We start from the raw sequence: 15729 nt of genomic DNA on the forward strand, positions 1-15729 counted from the left end.
ATGGATTAACGCTTTCCACTAAAGGAATAGAATATGTCAGTTTGAATCCAAAAAAGGAATGAGAAGGAAAAAGAAATGGAAATTGGCGTCTAAAGTTTAGTCTAGAGAATCTTTTTGAAAAAAAAATTCAAAAAATAAGTCCCTGAGAAAGAAAAGGAAAAGTAGCCTGAGGGTAAAAAGAGAAAGATTTTTTGTGTGCATGTTTGGAAAAAATCAAAGATGCCTCTACATTTGCATCACGTTAAACAAACGCGGTTAACGAAAGAAAAAAAATTCCTCCTTAGCTCAGCTGGTTAGAGCACATGACTGTTAATCATGGGGTCCTTGGTTCGAGCCCAAGAGGGGGAGCTTTAAAAACGGCCTCTGGACACAATCCAGGGGCTTTTTTCGTTTTATAGGTTCACAACAACGATCGACACTTTGTGTCAAAAACGTCTAAAAATGACCGTTTTTCGTGTTGTGCACGCAAATAAAACGCAAATGATTTTTGCGCGATCCTGCCATAAACCTACATCTATGGCAACGCTAAAAATCGCGCTTGACATGCGCAGAACGAGGATTGACGGAACTTATCCTGTGGTGATCCGAATCACTCACAAATCCCGAACAAGGGACATTCACACCCGTCACCACGCAAATCTCAAAAACTTCTCCACTGCAACGGGTACTTTTCGCAAGAATGACGAGGCAAACCTGGAGCTTCTCAAACTCCTGGAGCAATACTCCTCGCGACTGAAAGACCTCCGAGAATCCGGTATTGATCGGCTCACTGTGCAGCGGATTAAAGAGCTTTTGCTCTCCACCCCCTCCAAAGAAGAGGTGACCATCCTCTCATTTTGGGAAGTTGAGATCAAACATCTTCGATCAACCAAGCGGCATGGATCTGCAACGATCTACCACAACACGCTGGCAGTTTTCAAGCAGCTCACGAACTTGGAAACATCCTTTCAAAGATTCGGATACAATGAGCTTCTGAAACTGGAGCGAAAGCTTTTCGCTGACGGGAGAAAGATCAACACTGTTGGGGTCTATATGAGAACCTTTCGGGCGATCTGCAACAAGGCTATCCATCAGGGACTGGCCCCACAGGATTGGTATCCTTTCAAAAACTACAAGATCAGAAAGGAGAAAACCACTCCGAGGGTCTTGAGTCTGGAGGAAATGAGAAGCTTTTTCAATCTCAACCTATCAGAAGAGGACACACTCTTCCCCTACTGGTGTATGGGACAGCTGATGTTTCTCCTGAGAGGAATCAACCTGAACGATCTCCTCCTATTGGAACCGAAGAACATCCGTGGAAACCGCCTGATCTACAACAGAGGGAAGACTGGAAAAACTTACAGTATTCAGATCCTTCCAGAGATCCGAGCTCTACTGAATCGCTTTCATGCCAACCATCTCCTTCTGGGACAGTTCTCCAAATCTCAGATGAAAGACCCTGTGAAATTCACACATGTGATGGGACAGAGACGAAAACAGATCAACAAAAGACTCAAAGACCTGGGTGAGAGAGTCGGAACTGAGGAGCCAATCACGACTTACGTCTTCCGGTACAGCTATGCCAACATCGCCAAGCAGATGGGTTTTCCGAAAGACCTGATTGCTGAGGCTTTGGGGCATGAGTATGGGAATTCGGTGACAGGGATTTATCTGGAGATGTTTGATCAGGAGACGCTCGACCAGATGAACCAACAAATCTCTGAGTCAGTCCATCAACCAAAAACAGGTACCCCATGATCTTTGGTAGATCTTCATAACATCAGGTACTTTTGAGTGCCTGCTATGTAGGACTTCTAGAGTCTCTACGAGTGCCTCCATGGAATGTCCTTCAAAAATGGTTGGTTTACATTAGCAGAGGCCGAAGGACCACGGATATCCTAACCCCGGGGAAAAATTTCTCGGGGTTTCTTTTTCCCCTACCCTATAAAAAACGAAAACCGGAGGTTTGAATTGCTTCAGGGACGACCGGGAATAAGATGTCACATTTATACAGCTTCTTAAATGTACATCCTATATTTTAGCATCTGATTTTAACCCTTTGTTGTAACCCATGCCTTGTCCTCATCTTTTTGAACACGACCTCAATCTCGAATATGTAACCTGGGAAATCAGAACCCTTTTCATTGGCACCTTCAATCCCGGTTGGGGACTGGAGAACAACAATGCGCAGTGGTTTTATGGTAGAACAGCGAGAAACGACTTTTGGAGAATCCTGCCTACTATACATATCGGCCACGGCTTAATACCAGGTACTCCTCAAATTTGGAAACAATTCTGCGAGCTAAACCATATCGCAATAACAGACATCATCGCCTGCCTAGACAATGCTGACGAAAACAATCCAGCTCATGTTGAAATGGTGAATGGTTTCCAAGACAACCAACTTGGCAATTTTGACATAACAACAACGAATATCCCAGCCATCTTGGAGGCTAATCCAACGATTCAACAAGTCTGCATCACAAGGTCAAGTATGACAGAGCCTTGGTCCACACTTTTCGAACCTACAATCGACTGGATCGAAAACCATCCTGAACGAGGCATTCAACTCCGACTTTTGAGATCTCCATCGAGGGGAGCAAGAAAAGGTGTCGTTGGAAATTTCACTAACTACATTGCTAACCATTGGCAACAAGTAGGCAACTATGAAATACTATAAGGAGCACAGTTTTACGTCAAAAATTAATCGGATTTTCCCTTAACGTCCTTTCTCTTCCCGCCGAAAAAGCTATTTTTAGAGACCAAAAACTTTTTGGAAGCCCTTACCGGGAGGAGCAATAATCCGACTTTTCCCTACCCGCCTCTGGTTCAGAGGTAAAAAGGGTTTTCCTCAAACCCAAGGACCAAACATGTCAGAAGATCAAAAACGCATCCTGGAGAGTCAACTCTGGGGAATTGCCAACCTCCTCCGAGGAAAAGTATCAGCCGATGATTATCGGGACTACATCCTCGGTTTTATTTTCTACAAATACCTGAGCGAAAAGCAATATCTCTACGCAAATACTCTGCTTGAAACTGAATCGGTGAAGGACTACAAACAGCTCAAAGATCCTGAGCTGCTAGAAGCCGTAAAGGAGGAATCACTGGAGAAATTGGGGTACTTCCTTCTTCCTTCTGAGCTTTTCGATGCCATCGCTGCCAGGGGAAATGCGGATACCGAGACGGAATCGAACTACATCCTTGAAGATCTAAAGGCCATCCTCAACCATATTGAACAGAGTACCATGGGTACAGAGTCTGAGGATGACTTTACCGCCTTGTTCGAGGATCTGGATCTCAACTCCACCAAGCTGGGTAGAACCGTGGCCGCCAGAAACTCTGTGATTGCTCAAATCCTAAACTATCTGAACAAGATCGATTTTCGACTTCAAGATATCGAGTCCGATGTATTGGGTGATGCCTATGAATATCTGATCGGCAAGTTCGCCGCTGGAGCAGGAAAATCCGCTGGGGAGTTCTACACCCCGCAACAGGTCTCCAAGATTCTGGCAAAGTTGGTAACTACAGGGAAATCCCGTCTGAAATCTGCTTATGATCCAACCTGTGGCTCTGGCTCTCTCCTACTTCGCGTGGCAAAAGAAGCTGATGTAAGTGAGTTTTTCGGACAGGAGCTCAATCGCACGACCTACAACTTGGCTCGTATGAATATGATCCTGCATGATGTGCATTATCGCAACTTCAACATTCGACAGGAGGATACGCTGGAACATCCACAGCACCGGGAGGAAAGGTTTGAGGCAATCGTCGCCAATCCACCCTTCTCAGCGCATTGGAAAGGAGATACCAATCCACTTTTCGAAACAGACGAACGATTTGCCAGATATGGAAGACTGGCACCGAAGACCAAGGCTGATTTCGCCTTCTTGCAACACATGCTTTTCCAACTCAGTGATAATGGGATCATGGCCTCAGTATTCCCACACGGAGTGCTGTTTCGTGGAGCTGCCGAAGGGACTATCCGTGAGTATCTGATCAAAGAGATGAATGCGATCGATGCAGTGATCGGACTTCCTGCCAATATCTTCTATGGCACCTCCATCCCAACCTGCATTCTGGTCCTGAAGAAGTGTCGAGAGCAAGACGACAATGTGGTCTTTATCGATGCCAGTGGAGATGATCACTTTATCAAAGTGGGGAATCAAAACGAACTCAGAGACGAAGATGTAGAGCTGATCGTCAATACCTACCGCAACCGAGAAACGATAGACAAATACAGCTATGTAGCGGCTCTGGCTGAAATCGCCGAAAACGACTACAACCTGAATATACCTCGCTATGTGGACACCTTTGAAGAGGAGGAACCTGTAGATCTGAACGCCGTAGCCGAGGATCTCAGAAACTTGGACTCAGAGCTAAAGTCCAACGAAGTTTCCATGATCGGCTTCTGCAAACAACTTGGAATCTCAACCCCTTTCTAAGATGAGTGAGAAAAGAAACGTGCCTGAGTTGAGGTTTCCAGAGTTTTTAGATACTTGGTCTGAGAAGAAACTCGGGAACATTACAACAAAGGTCGGGAGTGGGAAAACACCTCGAGGAGGAGAGCAAATCTATACCTCTGATGGAATCCCATTCATCCGAAGCCAGAATGTTTTGGATTCAAGGCTGGTATTGGACGGAGTATGTATCCCCACAAAAGTTCACGAAGAAATGGCCGGGAGCAAAGTACTTCCAAGAGACATTTTACTCAATATCACTGGTGGATCAATAGGTCGGAGCTGTGTTACCCCTGAAGATTTCAAAGAAGGAAATGTCAACCAGCACGTTTGCATAATTCGTCTAAAAAAAGACTCTCCTAGCTTTCTACAGTCTATCATGAGTTCCTATCGGGGTCAAAAACTTATTTTCCAAGGACAAACAGGCAGTGGTCGAGAAGGACTGAACTTTGAGTCGATAAAAAGCTTCAAAATTACTCTCCCCTCCCTCCCAGAGCAGCAAAAGATCGCCGAGTTTCTGACAGCCGTGGACAAGCGGATAGAGCTACTTCAGGCCAAGAAGGAAAAGCTGGAAGCCTACAAGAAAGGCGTGATGCAGCAGATCTTTTCTCAGAAGCTCCGTTTCAAGGCCGATGATGGGTCAGATTTTCCGGGCTGGGAGGAAAGAAAAGCCAAAAAGATTTTTGAGTCGGTTTCAAATAAAAACCACTCAGGAGATTTACCCATCCTTTCTGCATCACAAAAACTTGGAATGGTTCCAAGAGATGAAAATGGCATCAAGATTCAGGCCACTGAGAAAAGCGTCCTCTCTTACAAAATCGTTGAGAAGGGAAATTTCGTCATCAGTTTACGATCATTTCAAGGAGGGATCGACTACTCTTCTTATAACGGAATTTGCAGCCCAGCTTACACAATCCTAAGAAGCATCATCAATATTGATGAGCATTTCTACAAGTTCTACTTCAAAAAAGAAGGCTTCATAGAAAGACTAAGTAAAACCGTGGTTGGAATAAGAGATGGAAAGCAGATAACCTTTTCAGCTTTTGGAGACTTGAAAATTCCATACCCTACCATATCTGAACAGAATAAGATCTCCCAGTTTCTGACAAGCTTGGACTCCTCGATAGAGACGCTAGAAAAACAGATCAACCAAACGCAGACCTGGAAGAAGGGGCTGCTACAAAAGATGTTTGTGTGAAAGATAAAGAACCAACCAGATGAAGACCTTTAACTTATACTGTGACGAAAGTTGCCACTTAGAAAACGACCACAAGCCCTTTATGCTGATCGGATATACATGTGTAGCATACAACCAACTTCATCGACACAACGAACGAATCAAAGCTCTCAAGGAAAAGCACCACTTCTTCGGTGAGATCAAATGGAGCAATGTATCTTCCTCCCAATACCCCTTTTACAAGGAGCTCATAGATTACTTTTTTGACACCGATCTCAGTTTCAGGGCTATCATCGTCAACAAATCTAAAGTCCAGAACGATAGATTTCAGCAAGACTTCGACGACTTCTACTACAAGATGTATTACCAGCTACTCATCCACAAGAAGGACACGAACTATACATACAATGTTTATCTGGACATTAAGGATACGTTGAGTGCACATAAGGTAAACCGGCTGAAAGAAATCCTCAACACCAAGCTTGGGGTCTTTAGAAATGTCCAGAACATCCGGTCTCATGAGAGTCTTATGATGCAGTTGGCAGACCTGATGCTAGGAGCACTCAGCTACAATCTCAACATTACCGACAAAAGGATGCCTGCCAAGAAGCAATTAATTGAACGTATAAAACACCACTCAGACCAACCTCTCGAAAGATCCAGCAACTGGACCGAGGAGAAAATGGATCTCTTTTTTATCGAGCTGAAATAACTATGCCTTTAAACCTGCTGAAAGAGTACAACAACCTTCTGGACCTAATTGGAATGGATACTCCATCCAAATACCGATCCTTACGCGGGGTTTTTGATCGAGACTTTATACATAGTTCCCAACCTACTTTTATTGGCAAACCAGTCTTTCCAACGCCGAAAGAAGGTCTGGATATAGTAGATATCCTTTTCGCTCATCTTACCACGGTCATTGTGGACAAAAAAGAGAGGAGAAGAGAGTTTGACCTACAAAGGTCTCTTCGGCTTCATTGGGTAAGATTTCATCTTGATCAACGGAAGACCGAAGATATTCTGGTTTTCTCAGTAAAAGAGCCAGAAGGGATTCGAACTTACATCTATGATCGACCCGAAAAGTATGTGGTAATACTGGAGCCTTTGAAAAAGACCACAGGATACTACCTACTCACAGCCTATTATGTTGAAGGAAGAGACGCAAAACGGAATAAGTTTGAGAAAAAATACAAACGCAGACTTCAGGATGTCCTATAAATGCAGAAAACGCAAAACATCGAGGCGTTGCGTTTTCCGATTTCCTTCCTCCGAACGGTAGGATGAACTCTCCGCAAATGTACGGAGATTCTATTTAGAATCAATATAAACAACGTGATTTTTCGAACAATGTTTCATATAACCTTTTAGAAACCATGCAAAAATACTCCGTCAACCAACATCTGATAGAAACCATCCTCTCCTGGGTCAAATCTGGAGAGATCGCAATTCCTGAGATCCAGAGGCCCTTCGTCTGGAACAATACCAAAGTCCGAGATCTGATGGACAGTCTCTACCAAGGGTACCCTGTTGGTTATGTGATTGCCTGGAAGAACCCCAATGTAAAACTGAAGGACGGAACCCTCAGCGAAGGCAAGAAGGTCTTGATCGATGGGCAACAGCGTATCACGGCTCTCACAGCAGCAATTCTTGGACAATATGTGGTGAACCAGACCTACGAGCGGGTTAAGATCAAAATCGCTTTCAACCCGATCGATGAGAAGTTCGAGGTCCAGAACCCAGCCATCCTCAAAGACAAAACATGGCTCCCAGATATATCTGAGGCCATCAATGGAGATCTCTTTGACATCGTGGACTCCTACTTTGAAGCCAACCCAGAGGTAGAGAAGAAGTCTGTCAGAGAGGCATTCACCAAACTTCTGAACATACCTAAAAAACAAATCGGATTGATCGAGCTTGCCCCAGATTTGGACATCGAGACAGTGACAGAGATTTTTATCCGGATCAACAGTAAAGGCGTTGTACTCAGCCAGGCAGACTTTGCGATGAGTAAAATTGCAGCAGACACCCAGCATGGAGGCAATGAACTGAGGAAAGCAATCGACTACTTCTGCCACTTGGCAATCGCTCCTGAGTTCTACAAGCACATCGTGGACAACGACCCCGTATTCGCATCCTCTGATTACTTCAACAAGATGAAGTGGCTGAAAACGGAAAATGAGGACCTCTACGACCCCAAGTACACGGATATGATCCGGGTGGCATTCACCTCTCAGTTTGGCCGAGGAAAGATCGCCGACCTGGTGAGTTTGCTTTCTGGGAGAAATTTTGAAACCAGAACCTTCGAGTCAGAGATTGCCTCCCAGTCTTTTGAAAAACTTAAGAATGGCGTTCACAGCTTCATTAACGAGACCAACTTCAAGCGGTTTCTGATGATCATCAAATCAGCTGGATTTATCTCCCCCAAGCTAATCCGCTCTCAGAATGCCGTAAACTTCGCCTACGTCCTTTATTTGAAGCTGAAGGATAGTGGGCTGAATTCGGTCGCGATAGAATCATACGTCAGAAGATGGTTTGTGTACTCGATCCTTACAGGTCGTTACTCAGGGTCTGCAGAGAGTATGATTGACTTCGACATCAAGCACATTTCTGAGAAACCATTCGACCAGGTACTTCAGGAAAGAGAAGAGGCTGAGTTATCAGATGCCTTTTGGAATTCATCCTTACCACAAAGTTTGGATACTCCTGTTGCGAGTAGCCCCTTCTTCCTGACCTATTTGGCCGTTCAGGTGAAAGATGGAGACAGGGGATTCCTGTCTAAGGATGTTTCGGTAAGCGAATTGGTCTCTCTTAGGGGTGATATCCACCATCTGTTCCCGAGGGATTATTTGAAAAAGCATGGACTCGATCGGTCCAAGTACAACCAGATCGCCAACTATGTGTACATGCAGTCAGAAATCAACATCAAAGTCGGAAACAAACCACCGAAAGACTATTTCGAACTTCTGAGAAACCAGATCTCGGAAGGCAATCTTCAGGTTAGTGGCCTCAGCAGTGAAGAAGGTCTTCTTGAGAACCTCAAGCAAAACTGCGTTCCAATCGAAATCATGGAGATGACCATTGATGACTACCCAGAATTCCTGACGCTTCGTAGAAAGCTGATGGCAGAGAAGATGCGGGAGTACTACTTTAAGCTTTAGGTGTATGAGTGAACCTAACAAAAATTCTGTGTCCGAAGAGGAGAAAAAGCAGAAGTCGAGCAAGTATTTACCCTCTATTATGGGCATCTGTGTAGGAGTGCTCGGATGGGTTTTCTACTCAATACTTGACCAAGATTATTACCCAAACAAAGTCCTAGGAGTATTATTTTGGTTAGTCTCGTTGAACTTGATATTAGATCCCTTTACTCAGTCCCTAAAAAAACATCTCATTACCCGGGCCATCTTAAAAATAGTCCAGGGTTTACTGATAATCGTTTTGGGAGCTTTAGCTATCCTCCTTCTAGTAGGGTCTGTTTACATCGCGGTGATGCTAGTCTTTTTCCTTGTTTCAGCACCACTAAAAATTGCATTAGACCTTCTCGATGTTAAAAACTCGACCGAAATTTCGACATTTTTATCTTTGACATTCTCAAGCATCGCTTTCTCCTACAAGGGGGACACCATCATAAACAACATTACGGCTTTTTGGAGACGTAAGAGAAAGGAGAAGATTCGGGGCGAACTGGAATTAATCAACACCTACCTTGGGCAGGACCAAATCCGATTCTTCATTTACTTCTTTTACTTTTTGGCTATAATAACCGCAACTATAGTTGACCTCGCAGAGGTATTTAATGATTATTCAGGACCAAACTACCTCTTTTTAGTCCTTCAGTCCTTTGCCGCTTTCATCGCTTTCGAAGCCTTAGTTGAAAAGAAGTCCTTGATGAAGCCATGGACTGACAAACTCAGTGCTCTTAGAAGGTTTATCTCTGAGATTCGAAAAAATGCTCGATCAAACAAATCACCCGAGTAAACAATATCATCACTTACCTTTCTTGACTGTGGAGTAGAGATTGTAATAAGGTTAGCTGTTGCCATCCACCTCTTGCTTCACATCAACAAAATCCACATCTTAGGGGATCATGTGCCTGACACGATATTCTGAGTAATCGAGTCAGGTCATTTTTTAATCCAGCCCATGACTATACAGCCAGAGCAAACACTCGAAAACAACTTAGTTGACCAGCTTGTCCAACTCGGATATGAGAAAGCCGAAGTCAGAGACGAAAAGGAGCTTCTCACAAACCTGAAGAAACAGCTGGAGAAGCACAACAAAGTCCAACTCAGTGAGGGTAGCTTCACCCAGATTCTCAACTATATCAACAAAGGAAACGTCTTCGAACGGGCCAAGATTCTGAGAGACCGGGTTCCTTACATGGACGAGCAAGGAGACCACAAGACTATTGAACTGCTGAATCAGATCCACTGGTGTCAGAATCAGTTTCAGGTGACCCAGCAGGTGAGCATGGAGGGGAAATACAAAAATCGCTATGATGTCACGCTTCTGATCAATGGGCTTCCACTAGTTCAGATCGAGCTCAAACGGCGTGGTCTGGAGCTCAAAGAAGCCTTCAAACAAACCAACCGGTACAATATCCACTCTTTCGGATCGGGACAGGGACTATTCCAGTTTGTCCAGATCTTTGTGATCAGCAACGGGGTCAACACCAAGTACTATGCAAACTCATCTCTGAGCGAGCGGGACTTCAAGCAGACCTTCTACTGGACCGATTCCAAGAACCAACTGATTACACAGCTTTCGGCTTTCACTGATGTGTTTTTGGAAAGATGCCATATTTCCAAGATGGTCGCCAAATACATCGTGCTGAATGAGTCACACAAGACTCTCATGGTCTTGAGACCTTACCAGTTCTATGCAGTGGAGGCTTTGATAGAGCAAGTCAAGAGCACAACCAAATTCGGCTATATCTGGCACACTACGGGATCAGGAAAAACCCTAACCTCCTTTAAAACTGCTCAGATCCTTTGCAATCTTCCCCAGGTCTACAAGGTGGTATTCGTGGTGGACAGGAAGGACTTGGATACCCAGACTATTACCGAATTCAACAGCTTCAGCAAAGGAAGCATCGATGGCACCAATAATACTCAGACCTTGGTCAAACAACTGTCAGGAGATCAAAAGCTCATCGTTACCACCATCCAGAAGCTAAACACAGCAATATCCAAAACTCGTCACCTCGGAAAAATCGAGCACCTCAGAGAAGAACGAATCGTCTTCATCTTCGATGAATGCCACCGAAGCCAGTTTGGAAAGACTCACGAGGAAATCAAAAACTTTTTCCAAGGTTCTCAGATGTTTGGTTTCACTGGCACACCGATTTTCGAGGAGAATGCAGGATCAAACAACTACGGAAAGCGGACAACCAAAATGCTTTTCGGAGAATGCCTTCACAAATATGTGATTACCGATGCCATCCGAGATGAAAATGTGCTCAAGTTCTCAGTGGAGTATATCAGCACCTTTCGGAAGAAGGAGCACATCTTCGACATCAATGTGGAGGCGATAAATGAAGAGGAAGTAATGAATGCCCCCCAGCGACTGGAGATCATCACAGACTATATCATCCAGAATCACGGCAGGAAAACCCACAACAAGGAGTTCACAGCCATACTCTGTGTGCCCAGCGTGGAGGTATTGATCAAGTACTATGAGATTTTCCACCAAAAAAAGGAAGAAGGTGTACATGATCTCAAAATAGCAACGATCTTCTCCTACGGACAAAATGTGGACCTGATCGAAGACGGAGGGTTTGAGGATGATTGGGAAGAAAGTGAATTTGGTATCGCTGCTGAAAAGCCTCGAGGAGATTACGGGAATTCAAATCAAAAACACCCGAGAGAATATCTGGACAACTTCATCGGCCACTACAACCAGACTTTCAACACAAACTATTCCACTAAGGACAGCAAGCTTTTCTACCAGTACTACAATGATGTAGCAAGCCGGGTGAAGAAACAGCAGATCGACATCCTGCTCGTGGTGAACATGTTTCTGACAGGGTTCGACAGTAAGACCCTGAATACACTCTACGTGGATAAAAACCTGAAATATCACGGCTTGATTCAGGCCTTCTCCCGCACCAACCGAATCAAGGGAGAACTCAAATCTCAGGGCAATATCGTCTGCTTTAGAAACCTCAAAAAGGCTACAGACGATGCTATCACACTCTTCTCCAACATTAACGCCAAGGACGAGATTCTACTCGAACCCTACGAGGACTATGTAGCCAAGTTCAACGAGGCATATATCAAGTTGCTCCAGATCGTCCCGACCGTGAACAGTGTTAACAAACTACAGAGCGAAGAGGATGAACTGGCATTCATAAAAGCTTTCCGGGAACTAATGCGAGTGAAGAACGTCTTGGTCACCTTCACCGAGTTCGACTTTGAGGAACTATCCATGGAAGAGCAATCCTTTGAGGACTACAAAAGCAAATATCTGGATCTCTACGACAAGACCAGAGGACACCAGCAACAGGAGAAAGTGTCCATCTTACAGGATGTGGATTTCGAGCTCGAGTTGATCCACAGAGATGAGATCAATGTGACCTACATCCTGAAACTTCTCGCCAAATTGAAAGATGCACCAGAGGAAGAGAAGAAGAAGCAGGAGAAGGTAATCGTAGATCTGATGGTGGGTGAATCCCAGCTCAGAAGCAAGCGTGAACTGATTGAGAAATTCATCCGAGAGAACCTTCCTTCCATTGAAGACTCTGACCAGATCCCAGATGAGTTCGCCGAGTTCTGGACCAAAGAGCGGATCGATGCTGTCCGGAAGCTCAGTGAAGACGAGCAACTGGAACCAGAGCAATTGGAGGAAGTGATCGCACGTTATATCTACACCGAGAAGGAGCCACTTCGTGATGAGGTGGTTTCCATCATGAAGGCAAAACCGAGCCTTGCCAAGCGAAAGACGACAGCCGAACGAGTGATCGGCAAAATCGTCAGTTTCGTAGAGACTTTTATCAGCGGGATTGAGGCAGCATAAGGACAGATTTGTGAGAAATCCCACCCTGCGTAAACAGCTGAAACGAGGTCATTTACCCGTTACCAAACCTCTGACAAACTTACCCACAAACGACTGAAAGCCAGCGAACAATGTTCTGAGAAACGTGGTCTTAAGGTGAAGAATTTTTTTCGTTTGAGTGCTTGGAAACGACTTTTTTCTTCACCTACCTTTGGGTAGAAACAAACAACTTCTACATGGAAAAAAGACGACAAGCACCACTTGATTTCATCAGGAACCGAGATCTTATTGACTCGATATATTCGGATCTTGAAACCCAAAAATTGACCCTGCCATTACCAAATACAACCAAAGGTGGTAAGCAGGTTCTATTTGGAGATGTATTTGACCGCCTACCCAATGGGATCATCCATAAATCCAACACTGGTATGGGTGCTACTACATGTGAATGTGTAAGCCTTCGGAACTCAATCATTGTTGAACCACTTAGAGCGACTGCATATCTAAAATATAGGGCACAAGGAGGGATATTTGTAGGGACACCACCTCCAAATTCAGGTATCCAACCAGTAACAGAGAAAGAATTCATCGATTACCTCGAACAACCAGGCTTTAAGAAAATATTTTGCGTGTCGGATAGCCTGACAAATGTTATGTCACTTATCCCAAACGAGAGAAAAAGCGAGTTTTTTCTTTTGATCGACGAAACAGATACACATCAACTTGACTCATCCTTCCGTTTAGCTCTTCACATTGCAATGGAGGTCTACAAAAGTCATCCGGTGAACATGAGAGCTACGGTTACTGCAACCCCATTGAATTTCTCTGACCCGGAATTGCGAGCTGAAAGTATAACCGAGGTGATCTACACCTACAAAAACTTGGAGACGGTAAAAATCCTAAATACACCTAGCGCATCGAACAGTATTAGGAAGTTGGTAATCGACCACTTTGAAAAAACACCTCACGACAAACTAGTTGTCGCGCTGAACTCCGTTGGTGAAATAAAACAAGTCATCAAAAGAATCTTAAAACACCCTTTCAACAAGCTGAAGGAGGAGGAAATCAAGGTATTATGCAGTAGTAAGAGGGTGAAGGATGTAGAGGAATATTACCATGAGCTCAACTCTGATATTCTTCCCGGCAAATTGGTGTTCATCACAGCAGCATACTTTTCAGGCTATGATCTCACGGAAATCTTCCGACTGGTGGTGGTAATTGACCCTCGGTATCCAAATCTTGCACTTTCCGAACATAGATATAGGCAAATCGCAGGTCGTGCCAGAAACGGACTGATCGAAGGTGTGATCATTTACCAGTGGCAACAAGAACGGTACTACGAAGGAAAGTCGATGTCTGAGATGCTAGAAATAGCGAAATCACTTATCGACAGTTTCGGTTGTCTGACAATGAATCTAGATCGAAACCCATACCTAAAGCACCGCAAACTCAAATCACTAGAAAGCGTAGTTGCGTCGAACAAAGTCCAAGGAAGAAATCTATTATTCTGGGACAAAAACGTGGAAGTGTTCAAGATTGCCTACCTCTCGATCGACTCGATCGTAGAACTCAACAGACTTCGAAAAACTGTTTTCGGCAAGACCAACGGCTTAGTCCAGGCATTTGAAGATATCGGGTATGTGGTTATAGAATCCTTTGATGATGTCGAAGGCTCTGAGGTCACAATTACAAATAAAGAATGGTTCGACAACTCCTTTGAGAAGATAAAGGATGTGCTCCTTTCTAGCGCCACCGGCATCATGACATCTAATACTTGTCCAAATGGAGAAAACGCCTTCGAATCAGAGGTTTTCGAGGTATTCAGGGAATACAAGGATTATGTTGACAAAGCGCACCTTGCACAGTTGATCCTGAAGGGTTGCAACAAAAAGAATGGCTGGAGAACGGGCTTAAAATCGCTGAAACTCGAACTATTCTTTGCTACACAGTCACCTGACGGAAACTTTAACCACAGCATCAATAGGTGCTTTCCAACTGGAGGAGAATACTCCTATACAAGAATCCTGGAGAAATGGGACCAAATCAAAACTGCCGCACCAGAAATCGGGATGTTAATGGACGACCCCGTTTTTCTTTTAAACCGCATTTTTAGGACGGTTCGAAGAAAGGGTGACATAGATGGCGTGGGGCAGTTTTACATTACAACAACGCGGAAAATAGATGAGAGAAAGGTTCTACTCTACAAAGACAAAGTGTCCGCGTATCGATTTGCAGCCACCGACTATGAAGCAGCGTAAATCGTTGAAGTGAGGTTTTTGCAGCGAAGTATGTTAGTATATAAGAAATGTTCTTCAGACCTCGCTGCAAAAGCCGCATTTCTTCGTAGAATACCTAACAACATCGTACAAACACAGGGTTCTAATCATACTTTCTCCTCCAGCGGATAATGAGCACCCCTTCAAGTCTAAACCACCTGCCAACAAAATGCCTCAAATACCTGAAATAGTGACGGTTACACATGGAAACCACGTGATTTTTTCGTATATTATAGTATAACCCACCGAAACAAATCACAATGCGAAACTACTACCACATTACCCTCAGAGACAGATTCAATCACGAGCCTATCAGCCTTCCTGGAGGTTTCGTGAGCATCCATGAAACCGCAGATTACCTGGATTATCTGGTCAATGAATTAGCAGGACAAGGCTTTGAGATGCGAAGGCTCAACAGACTTGTCAGCATTTCAGATTTGGTCACGATTGAGATCAAACGAAACGACCAGTGCAACTGGGAAAGAGGAACACTTGCCGAAGAATTCGCCTCCAACAAGGAGTCAGACCTAAGATTGACCCGAAAATATATCCATGAGAGCGAGGAACGTGTTGAGCAATACTTCCAAGAAATGGATGAATTTGCCGAGGCACAATACGGAGTCTGAAAGATTTCGGCAGCTACACTATGATGGTCATGTCGGAGAGAGGAACAGGCCTCTCTCCACCCAGAACAAATCCGAGTCTTATCCCGAGGTCATAAACTAGTGGTTCCATATACAGTAGATGGCTAAACCACCTCGAAGGGTGTACATACTTTGTACACCCTTTTCCAAATGTCCACACTCTGGGTAAGAGGAGCGCTCGATTTAACCGATCATATTCTGACTCA

The 15729-nt window shown here is 44.3% G+C and carries 11 protein-coding genes and 1 tRNA gene; all 12 read left to right on the forward strand.

Features of this window, described 5'->3' with window-relative positions:
* The first annotated feature begins 274 nt into the window (after nucleotides 1-274).
* The 12 genes from BUF13_RS12340 to BUF13_RS12395 all read left to right on the forward strand — a co-directional run bounded on the left by BUF13_RS12340 (nucleotide 275) and on the right by BUF13_RS12395 (nucleotide 15505).
* Nucleotides 275-348: transfer RNA gene (locus tag BUF13_RS12340), tRNA-Asn, on the forward strand.
* A 168-nt stretch (nucleotides 349-516) separates the two neighbouring features.
* Entirely contained in the window at nucleotides 517-1737 is a 1221-nt protein-coding gene (locus BUF13_RS12345; protein WP_073572106.1) for a tyrosine-type recombinase/integrase, read from the forward strand.
* 313 nt (nucleotides 1738-2050) lie between these two features.
* Nucleotides 2051-2659 carry a uracil-DNA glycosylase family protein gene (locus tag BUF13_RS12350; protein ID WP_073572107.1) on the forward strand — a complete coding sequence of 203 codons (609 nt, stop codon included), beginning with the start codon at nucleotides 2051-2053 and terminating at the stop codon, nucleotides 2657-2659.
* 190 nt (nucleotides 2660-2849) lie between these two features.
* Entirely contained in the window at nucleotides 2850-4418 is a 1569-nt protein-coding gene (locus BUF13_RS12355) for a type I restriction-modification system subunit M (RefSeq protein ID WP_073572108.1), read from the forward strand.
* A gap of 1 nt (nucleotide 4419) precedes the next feature.
* Nucleotides 4420-5631 carry a restriction endonuclease subunit S gene (locus tag BUF13_RS12360; RefSeq protein ID WP_073572109.1) on the forward strand — a complete coding sequence of 404 codons (1212 nt, stop codon included), beginning with the start codon at nucleotides 4420-4422 and terminating at the stop codon, nucleotides 5629-5631.
* Between the two features lie 19 nt (nucleotides 5632-5650).
* Nucleotides 5651-6322 (forward strand): DUF3800 domain-containing protein, encoded by a 672-nt coding sequence (locus BUF13_RS12365; RefSeq protein ID WP_073572110.1) that lies wholly within the window; start codon nucleotides 5651-5653, stop codon nucleotides 6320-6322.
* 2 nt (nucleotides 6323-6324) lie between these two features.
* Nucleotides 6325-6831, forward strand: coding sequence for a hypothetical protein (locus BUF13_RS12370; RefSeq protein ID WP_073572111.1), 507 nt, complete (start codon nucleotides 6325-6327; stop codon nucleotides 6829-6831).
* A 155-nt stretch (nucleotides 6832-6986) separates the two neighbouring features.
* Nucleotides 6987-8771, forward strand: a complete 1785-nt coding sequence (locus BUF13_RS12375; protein WP_073572112.1) for a GmrSD restriction endonuclease domain-containing protein — start codon at nucleotides 6987-6989, stop codon at nucleotides 8769-8771.
* A 4-nt stretch (nucleotides 8772-8775) separates the two neighbouring features.
* Nucleotides 8776-9588, forward strand: coding sequence for a hypothetical protein (locus tag BUF13_RS12380; RefSeq protein WP_073572113.1), 813 nt, complete (start codon nucleotides 8776-8778; stop codon nucleotides 9586-9588).
* A gap of 165 nt (nucleotides 9589-9753) precedes the next feature.
* On the forward strand, nucleotides 9754-12624 hold the full coding sequence (locus tag BUF13_RS12385; RefSeq protein ID WP_073572114.1) for a type I restriction endonuclease subunit R: 2871 nt from the start codon (nucleotides 9754-9756) through the stop codon (nucleotides 12622-12624).
* 215 nt (nucleotides 12625-12839) lie between these two features.
* Nucleotides 12840-14861, forward strand: a complete 2022-nt coding sequence (locus BUF13_RS12390) for a hypothetical protein (protein WP_073572115.1) — start codon at nucleotides 12840-12842, stop codon at nucleotides 14859-14861.
* A 278-nt stretch (nucleotides 14862-15139) separates the two neighbouring features.
* Entirely contained in the window at nucleotides 15140-15505 is a 366-nt protein-coding gene (locus BUF13_RS12395) for a hypothetical protein (RefSeq protein ID WP_073572116.1), read from the forward strand.
* The last annotated feature ends 224 nt before the right edge of the window (nucleotides 15506-15729 follow it).

It is taken from the genome of Algoriphagus zhangzhouensis (assembly GCF_900148515.1).
Classification (GTDB): domain Bacteria; phylum Bacteroidota; class Bacteroidia; order Cytophagales; family Cyclobacteriaceae; genus Algoriphagus; species Algoriphagus zhangzhouensis.